Here is a 12,446-nt window from a genome sequence, read left to right on the forward strand (position 1 = left end):
CTGTGGGAGCGAGCTTGCTCGCGAAGGCGTCAGAATTGGCACGAGCTTAATCAGCAGGTGATCCCGAGGGCTGCTTCACCGGCAATTGCAAATTATCCAACGCCCGATTCACCGCCAACTCCCCGAGCATGATCAACTGCGCAATCCCAACCAACGCCCGACGCTGAGAAGCCGGTACCAGACTGGCGATGTTCTGGGCAATGGTTTGGGCCGAAGCGAGTGTTTCACTGGCATCAATCAGCAGTTCTTCGTTTTTGTTGTCCGCCGTCACGGCATACATCCCGCGGGTTCTACGTGGGGGCGGCGTGGAGCCGGGCGGACAGAGGTAATGGTCGAGCGCGCGGTCGGCGGCTTCGTGGAGTTTTCTGGAATCGATGGATTCGTAGGGGGAAACCGACTCGGTTTCGGGCGGGTTGGGTGTTGGTTTGATCATGAGTGAATCTCCAAATCATAGAAAAGGAGCCATCATCTTTCGCTACCAAACGAAGGGGTGGTGGCCATACGAAGGTTGGTAGACCGGTGACTTGGAGAACCGGCGCGCCCGAAGACGCCCTGCGCATGGCCACCATAAATACACAGCCCCAAAAAGGCCTGTATCGGGTGACGCTATGCGCCAAGTCTAAGCCGGGCTACCAAACCCGATCGCTGACTCGTCAGCGACCAGACCACAATAGAACCCGACCCCAAGGCGCACAAGCCGGCGGATTCTGGCGTAGCTGTAGGCAACGGCGCAAGGATATGTAGCCTGAGAGAGTGTCTGGAGATGTCTTTTTAAACGTTGGTGTTTATCGAGACCTTACTGCGGTACCTCCCCACTTAAATAAATCTGCCCCATACCCGGCAATACTCACCTATCGAGCACTCATGACTGAGCATACGCAGCTTCAAAATCATTGATCGCTTGGTTTACTTTGTATCGAAGCATCAGCGATGCGGAAAGCTTTACCATTGCTTCAAACAGGATATGCCCTGATTGAATCTGGCATTGACCAACACAATCTCCAGCATACCCGCCAGCTTCATATGCGTAGACGTTGTAAAAAACCCTCCCTGACTCCCGTCTCAACCCTGCAGTGAGAAGTGCAATAGCGCCGTCCGCCACTTGGGGCTCAGGCCGTGAAAACTCCAGAACGTCATCGAACGGAACGAACATAGCTGAAGCGGACATTACAAATAGACTCGCAATATCCAATGCTTCCTCAACGTTTTTGAGCTCAGGTGTAGCGTACTCGTGCTCAAGAAAATTTCGCATATCGACAACTTTACGCAACAGACTGGGCGCCAATAATCCAAGCGCCCTTACTCGCTCGATCTTTTTTGGCACGTTCCATCTAAGTGATGGATAGCCGAAAGAGATCAGTAACTGATCAAGCTGTCCGACAATGGCTCGTTTCACATTGGTCGTAGCGTTCACAAGCGCGGCCAATCCGCCCCGCTCAAAATCTTCTTCGGCCAAGATCAAAAATTCCATTGGAGAAATTTTCAGATCTGTCATTCCAAAACTTCCACCTCCTAACGCCACTCCACTTTTACTCAAGTCAAATCCATGAGCGACGCAAAACTCTTTGATATCCATTTCAGCTCCTGGCTAATCGGCGAGTCGAAATCAGTGTATCAGTGACGACATAGAAAAAAAGGGGACTGATTTATTTCTCAGAAAATTAATCAGTCCCCTTTTTCTACGATATGAAAATCACCTTTGTATACCAAGGCTGTCCAGCTGTTTCTTTAGTCGTTCAAGCTCTTCTCGTAATTCTAAATTTTCTTTTTCCAGCAGCTTTGTCCGAATAGCTTTTTTATTTGCGCTGCCGGGTATTGATAGCAGTGTTTCAAGCTCATCCTTATAAGGCATTATTGGCTGATAAAGTTGGTGATATGCTCTGCCAACTGCACCTCTATAAAGTTGTAGCTCTGGACTATTCCCCCCTACTAATAGAGTATGCCTAGTGGCAATTCCAGGGTAAGGATCAATGAATACAATTTTGCTGATTCCAAGTTGATAAGCTTTCTTAGAACAGAGTTCGCACGGACTGGCTGTAGTAAACAATATCCCGTTTCTAAGCTTCATCCCGCCATGCTTTGAAATCTGAAGGAATGCATTTTCTTCCGCGTGCAGTGAGCGTGTGTGAACTTGGTTTTTTTCACCATCTATTTCATTTTGCATATCTTTAAAGCAAAAAGATAAATTACGGCCTTCCAGCAAAGGTGATTTTCTTAACTTGTCAAATTTTCCATATAAAACATCTCTGAATTTACTATCATTTCTTTCATACTCGCTGTATGCGTAAGTGTCTTGACCAAGAAGTAAATCTTCTGCATTTCTGAGAAGGCATGGCACTTGCCCTTGTGGTGTATTGTTCCATCCAACTGACTTGACAGAGAACTCCTCGTCAGTGACAGCTGCTCCCACCTGTCTTGATATGCAGCCAGAACTTTGCTTGACGGTGTAAGCAATTTGCATACAGCTTTCTATAGAAGTTGGCATTACCAAGCCTGGATGCTGTATTAATGAAACATACCAGGCAAGTTGGCATTTAAGCTCAACGTTATTGAACTGCTCCTTTCTAGGATTATGCATATGTATATCGGATATCTCTATACATTTTTGTATATTTTGCGAGATAAATTTACTATACCCTGCGAGCTTACTTGGATATTCTTTTTCATCAAGCTCTTTTATTTGAGATTCAGAAAACTTATGAGTACTACGGAGGTGGGCTAGCCTGTTGTCATTTTCTGTATTTATAGAAACCAGATAAAAGCCAGCGTAACGCTCCTTAAAAAAAATTGCTTCATATGGATTTCTAATGGCGTCAATTACAATGAAGCAGGACTCATTATTTTTCCGGGCCACGTGATGTGCGGATTTTATTATCTTGTTTATAGTCCTTGGAAAATGAAAAACTTTTGAGTCGTCAAATTTAGAACTATTTACCTGCCCTGACGCTCGAATATTATCGCCTGCGCTCTGATATATCTTTGTATATGCATCAATGGAGATATTTTTCAAGACGTCTCGTATCTTGTTTGAAAAAATTGGCAACCTCTTGAAATAAAGATCAAAAGCAAACTCCTGCTTAATTTCAATCTCATCAAGTGTTTTTTCAGGGCTTTTAAGATACTCCGATATTTCGATATGCAAATCGTCATATTCGTCTTTTATTTCTTTCAGAATTTCGGATGCTCTATGTATATCTCTAGCCATCACATCAGAAACAAAGCGGCAAAACTCCGGAAAGTTTAATGCGAGAATATATCTAGTTATCACAGTTCTAACTTGAAGACACTTAAAAGGCTGCCATCGTTGCTCAATAAATTTCTTTATTATTCTATGCTTTCTTAGCTCGTTATTTGTAATTCCGGGGTACGCACTCTCGGGAAGCTCAACGGAGGCATTACAAAGGATTTCTGCTGATGTAGAGCAGCCTGAACCAGTTCTTCCAGTCAAACCAATTACAACAAATCTTTTATTCTCTTTGTAAACGCTTCCAATAGCTCTGGATGATGGGTTGCCTGAGAGTTCTAACATATGCTTTTCCATGCTTGTTTTTTTGGGGACTGTCAGCTGTTACCTAGGTTGGTTGTGAGCCGTTCAGACAGATTGAGCGTAGCGAAACCTATCAATAATGGCTATCTGACAGTCTCCACTCCTACGCTTACCAGTTGCGTCATCGACCGCCACTTCATTCGCCCGTCTCTGGACCAAGCAAACAGTCTGCCTCTGGCCGAAAGCGGTCATTTGCGATGTGCATCTTTTGGTTGGTCAAAAATAGTCAAGCACATCCCGACTCAACTCACGGCCTAACCAACCTAGGCATCTCCACCCCCTCCCCCAACCGCTCCACCTCCAACCGCACCCGCTCCCCACCCTGCTCAATCACCACCCCATCCCCCTCCACCGCCACCAACTTCACCCCAGGACTCACCCGCTCCCCCTGCAAAAAACTCCTCGGCGGCCCATCGTTCAAACTCAAAATCGCCACCGCCCCGCGACTCCCCGCCATCACGCCGCTGACCTTGATCTCCACCGGCGCCGTGCGATTGGAAAACCACTGCAACGCGGGGTTATCGCTGCGCGCCGCGAGCAGTTGCGGAGTGGCCGCCGGGGTGTGGGATTCGGCGGTGGTCAGGAACAGGGATGACCAGGTGGCGATGCCGACCAGGGCGGCCAGCAGTGCGGCGGCCTGGATGATTTGGGGGGGTGAAAAGCGTGCGGTGTATCTCATGGGCTGAATCTCCTTTTAGTCCCGGTGACCAGACTACGCGGCAATTCTCACGGTTTTATTTCACACGCCTTACATGTTGGCCGTGCAGGATGGTTTTTTGGGACGAGGCTGGACGCAAGGGAGTGCGCATTCGATGAACCGGTGCAGGCAGCAGGGTTTTACGCTGATCGAGTTGATGGTGGTGCTGGTGATCATCGGTATCGCCAGTGCGGCGATCAGTCTGAGTATCAAGCCCGATCCGTTGCAGTTGCTGCGCAAGGACGCCGAGCGCGTGGCGCAGTTGCTGCAGATTGCTCAGGCCGAGGCCCGCGCCGATGGGCGGCCGATTGCGTGGTTGAGCGATGGCAAGGGGTTTCGGTTCAGTCGGCGCAGTGACAGTGGCAAGGGGTTTGATCATTTCGATCGGGACCCGCAGTTGCGGCCGCGTCCCTGGCAGAGTCCGAAGCTTGCGGTGCAGGTGGAGCCGAAGCAGAAAGTGGTGCTCAACGCGGAGTGGATCAATCCGCCGCTGCAGTTGACGCTGTCTGACGGGCTCAATCGGTTGAGTGTGCTGCGCGATGCTTCGGGCCGGATTAGCGTGCAATGAACAGACAACACGGTTTTACGCTGATCGAGGTGATGGTCGCGATTCTGTTGATGGCAGTCGTCAGTCTGATCGCCTGGAAGGGGCTGGACAGTGTCACCCGCGCCGACAGCCATTTGCAGGCCAGTGGCGAGCAGAGCGACAGCCTGTTGCGAGCGTTGAATCAGATGCAGCGGGATGTGGAGATGCGCGCCGGGATCGAGCTGACGGAGCCGAAGAAGGTCGGCACCGAGGATGAACCGGCGACGGCCCCGCCTGCCCTTACGGTGCGCAGCAGTGACAGCAAGGGGTTTCGGCTGGACATTATTCGTAGCGCGGCGGATCAGCCGGGGTCTTTGCAACGGGTGCGCTGGTGGCTCAAGGGGGACACGTTGTATCGCGCTGTGGCGCCGGCACGGAGTCGGTATCCGTTGCTGGCGCCTACGGCTGGGGTGGCGGTGTTGGGTGAGGTGAGTGATTTGCAGGTGCGGGTTTGGGAGGCGGACAAGGGGTGGCGGCAGTTGAGCGGGAATCGGCGGGAGGATCCGTTGGGGCTGGAGGTGCGGTTGACTCGGCAGACACCGCAAGGGCCGGAGAAGTATCGGCAGGTTATAGGGCCTTTGCAGTAGCGGCGGTCACCGTTGAACTTTGTGGGAGCCAGCCTGCTGGCGATGCGGTGGGTCAGGCAATGAGATGTCGGATGTGCTGCCCTCATCGCCAGCAGGCTGGCTCCCACAGGGGGTATGGGGTGTTTGTTGGTGTTGGGTTTAGTTAGCTGAGGACTACGACGCCGCCCGGCAACTCGGTGCATTTGACGCCGTAGGCATCACGGATCAGTGCGCCTACGCCGGCGAGTTGATCAAGAGAGAAACGCGCCTGAACGCGGCGCTGGCCGAGTTCGCGATTGAGCAGCAGCAACATGCCTGGGCGATAGCGGTTGATCTCGTCGATCATCTGGCTCAGGGTTGCGCCGTTGAACACCAGGACCTGTTGGCGCCAGTTGGTGACTGCCGTCGTGTCGACACTTTGCACGGTACCGACCTGTTGCGCGTCATAGGTCAATTGCTGGCCAGGCTCCAGGCGCAGGTTGCGACCTTCAACTTCCACATCTACCGCGCCATCGAGGCACGTCACGCACACCTGTTGATCGAGGTTACGCAGGTTGAACCGCGCCCTGCTCGCCCGCAGCCATCCGCCACCGGCCTGCATCGCCATGGGCAGCCGTGCGGTCTGCACTTCGACTTCGCCGCTGACCAGTTCAAAACCTTGTACGCCCTCATCCACCGAACGCTGGTTGATACGGGTCTGGGTGTTCAGTTCCAGGCTCAAACCATCGGCCGGTTCGACCCGACGTTGCTGGCCGACTTCGGTGATGTAATCGGCGCCAAGTCCGGAGAAACCACCCGGGATCGTGCCGCGCACCAGCAAGAACGCCGCCGAAGCAGCCATCGCGCCGCCGAGAAAGGCTCGCCGCCCGAACCGGCGTGGCGCTTGCGTCGCTTCGGCCGCCGGTTGCAGCAGGTGCCACAACGCTTTGCACTCTTCGAAGGCGCGGGCGTGTTCGGGGCTTTGGGCGCACCACTGGCGCAGCGCTCGGGCATCGGCGACCGTGGCGCGGCCGGAGGTCAGCAGGATCAGCCAGTCGCGGGCTTCGCTTTGCAGACGCTCGGCAGGCGTGGGCTCGGCAGGTGTCAGACGGAAGATGTTCAAACGCACAGGTACTCGACGGGTTGATCGGGACACTCAATCGGAGCTTCATTCACTAGACGGTTTTCCGGCCCCGCGACCGAACCGCTGAAACACTTTTCTTTCCAGTTTGGCCGCGCAGTACCCCAGCGCAGCCTTGATTTCCTTCTCGACCATGCGCGTGGAAATGCCGAAACGCTGGGAGATTTCCAGGTGCGGCGCTTCTTCCAGCCGTGCGGCGATAAAGATCCGGCGGCGCCGGGCCGGCAACTCGTAGAGGGCGCTGACCAGGGACTGGATTTCCTTTTGGCCGCCGACCACGCGCATCGGGTCCAGCGCTTCGTCGCTGACGTGCAGCAGTTCTTCGACTTCGCTGCCGGTGAGCAGCCGCGCATCGGCCTGGCGGCGGTCGGCGGCGATGTTCAGGGCCATGCGATAGAGGTAGGCGTTGGGCCGCAGCAGGTTCGGCGGCGCTTCCATGCGGTCGAGCCGCAGCCAGGTTTCCTGCAGCACGTCGTTGGCCAGGTCTTCCGAGCCGAGACGGCGTCGCAGGCGCACCCGAAAGTCCTCGTAGGACGTCAGGAACAGCTGGACCATCGAACTTTGCCCGGCGTCTTTCATCCCCCGGAAACTCCTTCCCATTGTGTGCATTCCATGCGCTTTCCTGACGATTCGGGTAACAACAGCAAGGTGACTGGCTGGCGCAATGCGCCGGGTGTGGGCCGGTCGATTTTGAGCGTGTGAAAACTGTCTACCAACGCTGCATCGCGCCGAACATCGCCGGTGGTGGTGACCAACCGGTTGTGCTGCACCACACCGTCGCGACCGATCCACAGCTGCAACACCGCGCGAAAACTGCCGGGCCGGGTCAGCGGCGAGCGGCACAGGTTGCGTTCAATCGCGGCCTGCACCGCCGTGGCGTAACTGCGGTTGACCGCTGCGCTGGCGGGGGACGGTCTCTCCGCCGACAACGGCACGTCCTCGACCTGCGCAACCTGCAAGGTGAACGCGTCGTCGCGGCTGTACTTGGCCATCAAGCCGCTGCCACCGAGCATCCGCCGCAACGCTTCGGCGGCGGTAAATTCGCCCTCCACCGCCAGTGAACGTCGACCGCGACTCAACTGGCTGTCGACCAGCACCGCCATGCCGGTGGCGCGGCTGAACTGATCGAGGGCGCGGGCCAGTTCCTGGGCCGGGATGTGCAGCGTCATGCGCATCGACGCCGGTACCGGATCGGCGCTGGCACGGCTCAGAAATAAGCCAAGCAGCAGCCCCAGACAGAGCTGGCGCATGAGCGCTGAGCGCGCAAATTCGTCCCTGGCACGGCCTCGCTGCACGGCTGATGCACCCCTGAAAACCGTCATCCTGAGGGCTGTTTATGAATCTGGTGTGACGGCCCCTGCAAAAAAACCATCACGGGATCGGCGCCGCCGTTGCACTAGACTCTTGAACCAGAACGGCCCCTTCGGGCCGGCCAGGAGGCAGGCATGAAATCAGTCTGGAAAGTCGTCTTCGGCGGGTTGTTGCTGACGGTGTTGGGCGCTGCACACGCGGAGGAGCCGCTGGGCTGTGTCGAGGTGACGGTGGGTGGCTACAAGGCGCCGAATTACGACTGCCTGAGCCAGCAGATGGGCAACAACCCCAATGGCGCGGCGGCTGCGCAGAAGAATCAGGAAGCGATGAATGTACCGGTCAACAAGCGCCCGCCGAATCAGGTGGGACTGGCGACCCCGGCGGCCACCAGCACGCGGATGGGCAACACGTTTGGCACGTCGGTCAAACCGCAGCGGCCACCGAACTAGTTTCGTCGATCAGTCGCTGGGAATCTGGCGAAAACTCACCGCCAGGCGATTCCAGTTGCTGATGGTGCTGACGGCCATTGTCAGGTCCACCAGTTCGCCTTCGTTGAACTGTGCTCGTGCCTGCTCATAGACGTCGTCCGGTACATGACTTTCCGCCAGCAGCGTCACCGCGTCGGTCCAGGCCAGCGCCGCCCGCTCACGCAGGTTGAAGAAGCCGCTGTCGCGCCAGACCGCAATGGCATACAGCCGCCGGTCCGTCTCCCCTGCCCGCCGCGCTTCCACCGAATGCATGTCGGTGCAGAACGCGCACCCGTTGAGTTGCGAAGCGCGGATCTTGATCAGGTGCAGCAATGGCGCCTCGATGCTCAGGCTGCTGGTCAGCGCTTCCAGGGCAATCATCGCTTTCATGGCTTTGGGTGAAGCGCTGTAGTAATCCAGACGCGGGGACATGGGCGGGCCTCGGGCAGCAGAAGAGTGATTTCACGGTAAGCGCTGGCGCGCCAGGGTTACAGCCCCAATTCCACGGAAAACCGGCAGACCATTCCCCCGAGCCAAACACGATACCTGTGGGAGCGGGCTTGCTCGCGAAGGCGGTGTGCCAGTCGATTTTTAGTTGCCTGACACGACGCCTTCGCGAGCAAGCCCGCTCCCACAAGGGTAAGTGACCAATTCGAGGTTTTTGCTCTACGCAACTACTGCCCCGTCAGTAAACGGGAGTAATCTGGCCGGCACACTCAATCGCCCGGAGAGCCCCGTCGGTATGGAACTTCACGTCGTGATCAACGGCCGCAAGGATCTGGCGGGTCAGTTGTATCAACAACTGCGCGGCGCCATTGAATCCGGGCGTCTGGCCGCCGGCACGCAACTGCCGCCCAGCCGCTTGCTCGCTGAGCAACTGGGGATTTCGCGCAAGACCATTTCCGACACCTACGCGCAACTCACTTACGAGAACTTCCTCACCGGCGTCATCGGCAAAGGCACTTACGTCAACGCCCGCTCGACGCCAGTGCAACGCAAGCAAAGCCATTGCGAACTGGCCAGTTCCGAGGTGATCGCGAGCTGGTGCAATTTGCCGGTGTTCCTGCGCCATCCGACGCTGGACGGCTCGCTGCGCTACGACTTTATCGGCGGCGCCACCAGCAAGGGTCAATTCCCCCACGATGACTGGCGCCGCTGTGTCTCCCACGCCATGCGGCAAATGGCCGGTTCCAAAGGTTTCTACAGCGTGGCGGAAGGCTTGCCGGCGCTGCGCAATGCGATTGCCCGGCACATCGCGTTTTCCCGTGGCGTGACCTGCCAGGACGAAGACATCGTGGTGTGCAACGGCGCGCAGCAGGCGCTGGACCTGATCGCCCGCGTGCTGCTGCGGCCCGGCAGTCTGGTGGCGATGGAAGATCCGGGTTATCCGCCGGCGCGGTTGTTGTTCGGCACTCACGGCGCCACGGTGGTCGGTGTGCCGGTGGATGCGCAAGGGATTCAGGTCGCGCAGATTCCCGACGGCACCCGGCTGATCTACGTGACGCCGTCGCACCAATTCCCGCTGGGGATGCCGATGAGCCAGGCGCGGCGCGAGGCGTTGCTGGCCCGGGCCTACGAACTTGGCGCGATCATCATCGAGGACGACTATGACAGCGAATTCCGCTACGAGGGTCGCCCGACCGATTCGCTGCACAAGCTCGATCAGCGCGGCATCGTCGCCTACGTCGGCACCTTCTCCAAGACCCTGCTGCCAGAGCTGCGGCTCGGTTACGCGATCCTGCCGCCGGCGATCCTCGAAGCGGTGATCCGCGCCAAGCAGCTCACGGACCTGCACGCCTCCACCCTGCCGCAATGGGCGCTGGCCAAGTTCATCGCCGAGGGTTGCCTGCTCAAGCACATCCGCCGCTGCCACACCATTTATGCCCAGCGCCGCGAGCGGATCCTGGCCCGCATGGCCACCGACCTTTCGCCGTGGCTGGAAGCCGTGCCGGCGAGTGCAGGCTTCCATATGGCGGTGTTCTGCCGGGTGGCGATCAATTTGCCGCTGGTGATCGAACTGGCGAAAAAAGTCGAAGTCGGGCTGTACGCCATCGACGGCTTCTATTACCAGCAGCCTGCCAGAAACGGGCTGTATTTCGGCTTCGGTGCCATCGAGACGCTGGACATCGATATCGCGCTGGATCGCCTGCGCGACATTCTGCAACAGGTCGCCGGGTAGATTGGTCTAACGGATTACCCGCCGATTGGTTATTGGTGATCCGGGGGTGCAGGCCTATTCTGCACAGGCGTTATCCCTCAATGAGCAGGATTCGTCCGGCCTGATTCAGGAGTGTGAGCAATGTCCAACGAAGTGATCAACACCGTACAGGTGCAGGCTGCTGCCGGCCGCTCCGAGGAGCTGGGCAAGCAGTTGCAGAAGATCGTCGACACCCTTCGCGAAACACCGGGCTGCGATTCCTATCTGGTTGACCGCTGCCCCGAGGACAGCCACCGCTGGACGGTCAGTGCCCGCTGGCAGTCGGAAGCGGCGATGCAGGCGCACTTCAACCGGCCTGAGGCGCAGGGGTTTATCGATCTGATCGACAGTCGGCTGGCCAACAGCGTCGATTTCAACTCGTTTCCTATCGTTTAAAACTCAAGAAAATTGCAGCCTTCGGCAGCCTCGGGGAAACCCGCGAGGCTGCCGAAGGCTGTGGTTTTTCCGGTTTGCGGGGAATCCGGATTGGTCACCCGATCTTCCCGAACATTGGCCGTTTGAATGCATCACTTCGCGGACTACTGTGAAGACCGACTTCCCCACTTCACAGGTGACCCGCCATGAAACTCCTGCACTGCTTCGCCGCCGCTCTTGCCCTGAGTATTTCCGTTCCAGTCCTGGCTCACGATGCCTCCGAGAAGGTCTCGGTCCTGCAGGATCAGATGCTGAAAAATGTCCCCGGCAAAAAAGCCATGATGATCGAAGTCGACTACAAACCCGGCCAGTCCTCCATCGCTCACAAGCACGACGGCACGGCCATGGCGTATGTGCTCGAAGGCGAAGTGACGTCCCAGGTCAAGGGTGAACAAGCGGTCACCTACAAGAAAGGCCAATTCTGGTACGAACCCGCCGGCTCCGAACATCTGGTGTCGAAAAACGCCAGCAAAACCAGGCCGGCCAAGTTGCTGGTGTTCATGGTGCTCTCGCCGGACGAGCAAGTGTTGATCCCATTGAAAAACTGATGGTTGTTCCACCAGCCATAAATAAAAGGCGCAAATTGTTGATTGGCGCCTTTTTTATTTCTCGCGGTAATTAATCCCGAACGCTTACAACCAATAAAACCATTGGATGACAGCCATTCAGCAAATTGTCAGGAAGTTTTCAGTTGGGCGGGCGTAGTCTGAGGCAACTGTCGCCGGTTCCATTTAATCAACCCCGACACCTCTGACTTTCCGACTGAAGTTGCTTCACGGGAGACTCACCATGAAACTTGCCTTTGCCAGTACCTTGGCGATATCAGTTTTAGCGTTGTCCGCCTGTTCTGTTCCTACCGCTCCGAAAGCGGTTTCCTCTCTCGACACGCTATTCACCCAACCGGTGGGACGCAGCAGCGCCACCCAGGTGAAAAGTGGTCCCGGTGTCTCATTGGGCGTGATCTACAGCCCGAGCACCCAGACCAACCGCAAATACCTGCGCGACTATCAGGCCAACGCCGGCACCGGTTTCGGCCAGAGTTTATTGGTGCAGCCGATCCACGACGCCTACGTCGCCACCTCGAAACCGGACATGGCCGTGGACTGGGTGAAAGCCTCGCTTCAACGCCAGTTCGGCTCGGTGACGGTGTACCCGGACATGCAAAGCCTGCGTGCAGCCAACCCGGATGTAGTGGCGATTGTCGACACTCACAGCCAGTTGATGACCTCGCGCAGTTCGGACATCAAGGCGGATGTGAGTGCGGACTTTTATGACGGGAAGTTGAACTACATCGGGACGGCCAAGGGGTCCGAGGCGAAAGAGTTGACGCCAGTCTGGGCGGACTTCAAGCGTTCGGAAGAGATTGTTGCGGATATTAATCAGCAGCAGGAAGTTCAGATTCGGGCGCTGCAGAAGTTTGACCAGTCGCTCAGTAATTTATTGACCAGATCGGCAGGTAATGTGTCGATGCTTGATAGTAAACAACTACATAAGTTGCAGTGACTGTCAGGCCGCTGCCC

The 12,446-nt window shown here is 56.5% G+C and carries 15 protein-coding genes; 7 read left to right on the plus strand and 8 right to left on the minus strand.

Features of this window, described 5'->3' with window-relative positions; all coding sequences use genetic code 11:
• Positions 1-46: 46 nt before the first annotated feature.
• The 4 genes from ACSPX5_RS10985 to ACSPX5_RS11000 all read right to left on the minus strand — a co-directional run bounded on the left by ACSPX5_RS10985 (position 47) and on the right by ACSPX5_RS11000 (position 4,226).
• The gene (locus tag ACSPX5_RS10985) at positions 47-433 is read right to left on the minus strand and encodes a DUF6124 family protein (protein ID WP_439821690.1); all 387 of its coding nucleotides are present in this window, start codon (positions 431-433) and stop codon (positions 47-49) included.
• Positions 434-862: 429 nt separating this feature from the next.
• Positions 863-1,576 (minus strand): hypothetical protein, encoded by a 714-nt coding sequence (locus ACSPX5_RS10990; protein WP_439821691.1) that lies wholly within the window; start codon positions 1,574-1,576, stop codon positions 863-865.
• A 117-nt stretch (positions 1,577-1,693) separates the two neighbouring features.
• Positions 1,694-3,529, minus strand: a complete 1,836-nt coding sequence (locus ACSPX5_RS10995; RefSeq protein WP_439821692.1) for a hypothetical protein — start codon at positions 3,527-3,529, stop codon at positions 1,694-1,696.
• Positions 3,530-3,794: 265 nt separating this feature from the next.
• On the minus strand, positions 3,795-4,226 hold the full coding sequence (locus tag ACSPX5_RS11000; RefSeq protein ID WP_439821693.1) for a type II secretion system protein N: 432 nt from the start codon (positions 4,224-4,226) through the stop codon (positions 3,795-3,797).
• 133 nt (positions 4,227-4,359) lie between these two features.
• On the opposite strand from ACSPX5_RS11000, the gene gspH reads away from it, so the two are divergent.
• Complete coding sequence (gspH, locus tag ACSPX5_RS11005) at positions 4,360-4,812, plus strand: type II secretion system minor pseudopilin GspH (RefSeq protein WP_439821694.1); 453 nt, start codon at positions 4,360-4,362, stop codon at positions 4,810-4,812.
• Positions 4,809-5,417, plus strand: a complete 609-nt coding sequence (locus tag ACSPX5_RS11010) for a prepilin-type N-terminal cleavage/methylation domain-containing protein (RefSeq protein ID WP_439821695.1) — start codon at positions 4,809-4,811, stop codon at positions 5,415-5,417. Before gspH ends, ACSPX5_RS11010 begins: the two co-directional genes overlap by 4 nt.
• A gap of 142 nt (positions 5,418-5,559) precedes the next feature.
• Here ACSPX5_RS11010 and ACSPX5_RS11015 read toward each other — a convergent pair whose 3' ends face one another.
• Genes ACSPX5_RS11015 through ACSPX5_RS11025 form a run of 3 tightly spaced genes read right to left on the minus strand, consistent with a single transcriptional unit; the run spans position 5,560 to position 7,766 of the window.
• Entirely contained in the window at positions 5,560-6,498 is a 939-nt protein-coding gene (locus ACSPX5_RS11015) for a FecR family protein (RefSeq protein ID WP_439822028.1), read from the minus strand.
• A 45-nt stretch (positions 6,499-6,543) separates the two neighbouring features.
• On the minus strand, positions 6,544-7,095 hold the full coding sequence (locus tag ACSPX5_RS11020) for an RNA polymerase sigma factor (RefSeq protein WP_439821696.1): 552 nt from the start codon (positions 7,093-7,095) through the stop codon (positions 6,544-6,546).
• Positions 7,092-7,766: an STN domain-containing protein gene (locus ACSPX5_RS11025; RefSeq protein WP_439821697.1), complete on the minus strand. Its 675-nt coding sequence runs from the start codon at positions 7,764-7,766 to the stop codon at positions 7,092-7,094. The genes ACSPX5_RS11020 and ACSPX5_RS11025 overlap by 4 nt, the downstream gene beginning before the upstream one ends.
• A gap of 195 nt (positions 7,767-7,961) precedes the next feature.
• Here ACSPX5_RS11025 and ACSPX5_RS11030 point away from each other — a divergent pair, with 195 nt between their 5' ends.
• Positions 7,962-8,276, plus strand: a complete 315-nt coding sequence (locus ACSPX5_RS11030; protein WP_439821698.1) for a hypothetical protein — start codon at positions 7,962-7,964, stop codon at positions 8,274-8,276.
• A gap of 9 nt (positions 8,277-8,285) precedes the next feature.
• Here the strand turns inward: ACSPX5_RS11030 and ACSPX5_RS11035 are convergent, their stop codons facing one another.
• A complete protein-coding gene (locus tag ACSPX5_RS11035) occupies positions 8,286-8,726 on the minus strand; it encodes a carboxymuconolactone decarboxylase family protein (protein ID WP_169430670.1) in 441 nt (146 codons plus the stop codon).
• 310 nt (positions 8,727-9,036) lie between these two features.
• On the opposite strand from ACSPX5_RS11035, the gene ACSPX5_RS11040 reads away from it, so the two are divergent.
• The 4 genes from ACSPX5_RS11040 to ACSPX5_RS11055 all read left to right on the plus strand — a co-directional run bounded on the left by ACSPX5_RS11040 (position 9,037) and on the right by ACSPX5_RS11055 (position 12,429).
• Positions 9,037-10,473: a PLP-dependent aminotransferase family protein gene (locus ACSPX5_RS11040; protein ID WP_439821699.1), complete on the plus strand. Its 1,437-nt coding sequence runs from the start codon at positions 9,037-9,039 to the stop codon at positions 10,471-10,473.
• Positions 10,474-10,593: 120 nt separating this feature from the next.
• Positions 10,594-10,887 carry a putative quinol monooxygenase gene (locus ACSPX5_RS11045; protein ID WP_169430672.1) on the plus strand — a complete coding sequence of 98 codons (294 nt, stop codon included), beginning with the start codon at positions 10,594-10,596 and terminating at the stop codon, positions 10,885-10,887.
• Positions 10,888-11,072: 185 nt separating this feature from the next.
• The gene (locus ACSPX5_RS11050; protein WP_439821700.1) at positions 11,073-11,474 is read left to right on the plus strand and encodes a cupin domain-containing protein; all 402 of its coding nucleotides are present in this window, start codon (positions 11,073-11,075) and stop codon (positions 11,472-11,474) included.
• Between the two features lie 241 nt (positions 11,475-11,715).
• On the plus strand, positions 11,716-12,429 hold the full coding sequence (locus ACSPX5_RS11055; protein ID WP_439821701.1) for an ATPase: 714 nt from the start codon (positions 11,716-11,718) through the stop codon (positions 12,427-12,429).
• Positions 12,430-12,446 lie beyond the last annotated feature (17 nt).

Source organism: Pseudomonas sp. HLG18 (assembly GCF_051903985.1).
GTDB classification, from domain to species: Bacteria; Pseudomonadota; Gammaproteobacteria; order Pseudomonadales; family Pseudomonadaceae; genus Aquipseudomonas; species Aquipseudomonas fluorescens_BT.

Bases quoted from the DNA above. Each gene is read 5' to 3' on its own strand.
- ACSPX5_RS11020 (WP_439821696.1), bottom strand. From the start codon at position 7,095: ATGAAAGACGCCGGGCAAAGTTCGATGGTCCAGCTGTTCCTGACGTCC.
- ACSPX5_RS11055 (WP_439821701.1), top strand. From the start codon at position 11,716: ATGAAACTTGCCTTTGCCAGTACCTTGGCGATATCAGTTTTAGCGTTG.
- ACSPX5_RS10990 (WP_439821691.1), bottom strand. From the start codon at position 1,576: ATGGATATCAAAGAGTTTTGCGTCGCTCATGGATTTGACTTGAGTAAA.
- ACSPX5_RS11045 (WP_169430672.1), top strand. From the start codon at position 10,594: ATGTCCAACGAAGTGATCAACACCGTACAGGTGCAGGCTGCTGCCGGC.
- ACSPX5_RS11050 (WP_439821700.1), top strand. From the start codon at position 11,073: ATGAAACTCCTGCACTGCTTCGCCGCCGCTCTTGCCCTGAGTATTTCC.
- gspH (WP_439821694.1), top strand. From the start codon at position 4,360: ATGAACCGGTGCAGGCAGCAGGGTTTTACGCTGATCGAGTTGATGGTG.
- ACSPX5_RS11035 (WP_169430670.1), bottom strand. From the start codon at position 8,726: ATGTCCCCGCGTCTGGATTACTACAGCGCTTCACCCAAAGCCATGAAA.
- ACSPX5_RS11025 (WP_439821697.1), bottom strand. From the start codon at position 7,766: ATGCGCCAGCTCTGTCTGGGGCTGCTGCTTGGCTTATTTCTGAGCCGT.
- ACSPX5_RS11000 (WP_439821693.1), bottom strand. From the start codon at position 4,226: ATGAGATACACCGCACGCTTTTCACCCCCCCAAATCATCCAGGCCGCC.
- ACSPX5_RS11010 (WP_439821695.1), top strand. From the start codon at position 4,809: ATGAACAGACAACACGGTTTTACGCTGATCGAGGTGATGGTCGCGATT.
- ACSPX5_RS11030 (WP_439821698.1), top strand. From the start codon at position 7,962: ATGAAATCAGTCTGGAAAGTCGTCTTCGGCGGGTTGTTGCTGACGGTG.
- ACSPX5_RS11040 (WP_439821699.1), top strand. From the start codon at position 9,037: ATGGAACTTCACGTCGTGATCAACGGCCGCAAGGATCTGGCGGGTCAG.
- ACSPX5_RS10995 (WP_439821692.1), bottom strand. From the start codon at position 3,529: ATGTTAGAACTCTCAGGCAACCCATCATCCAGAGCTATTGGAAGCGTT.
- ACSPX5_RS10985 (WP_439821690.1), bottom strand. From the start codon at position 433: ATGATCAAACCAACACCCAACCCGCCCGAAACCGAGTCGGTTTCCCCC.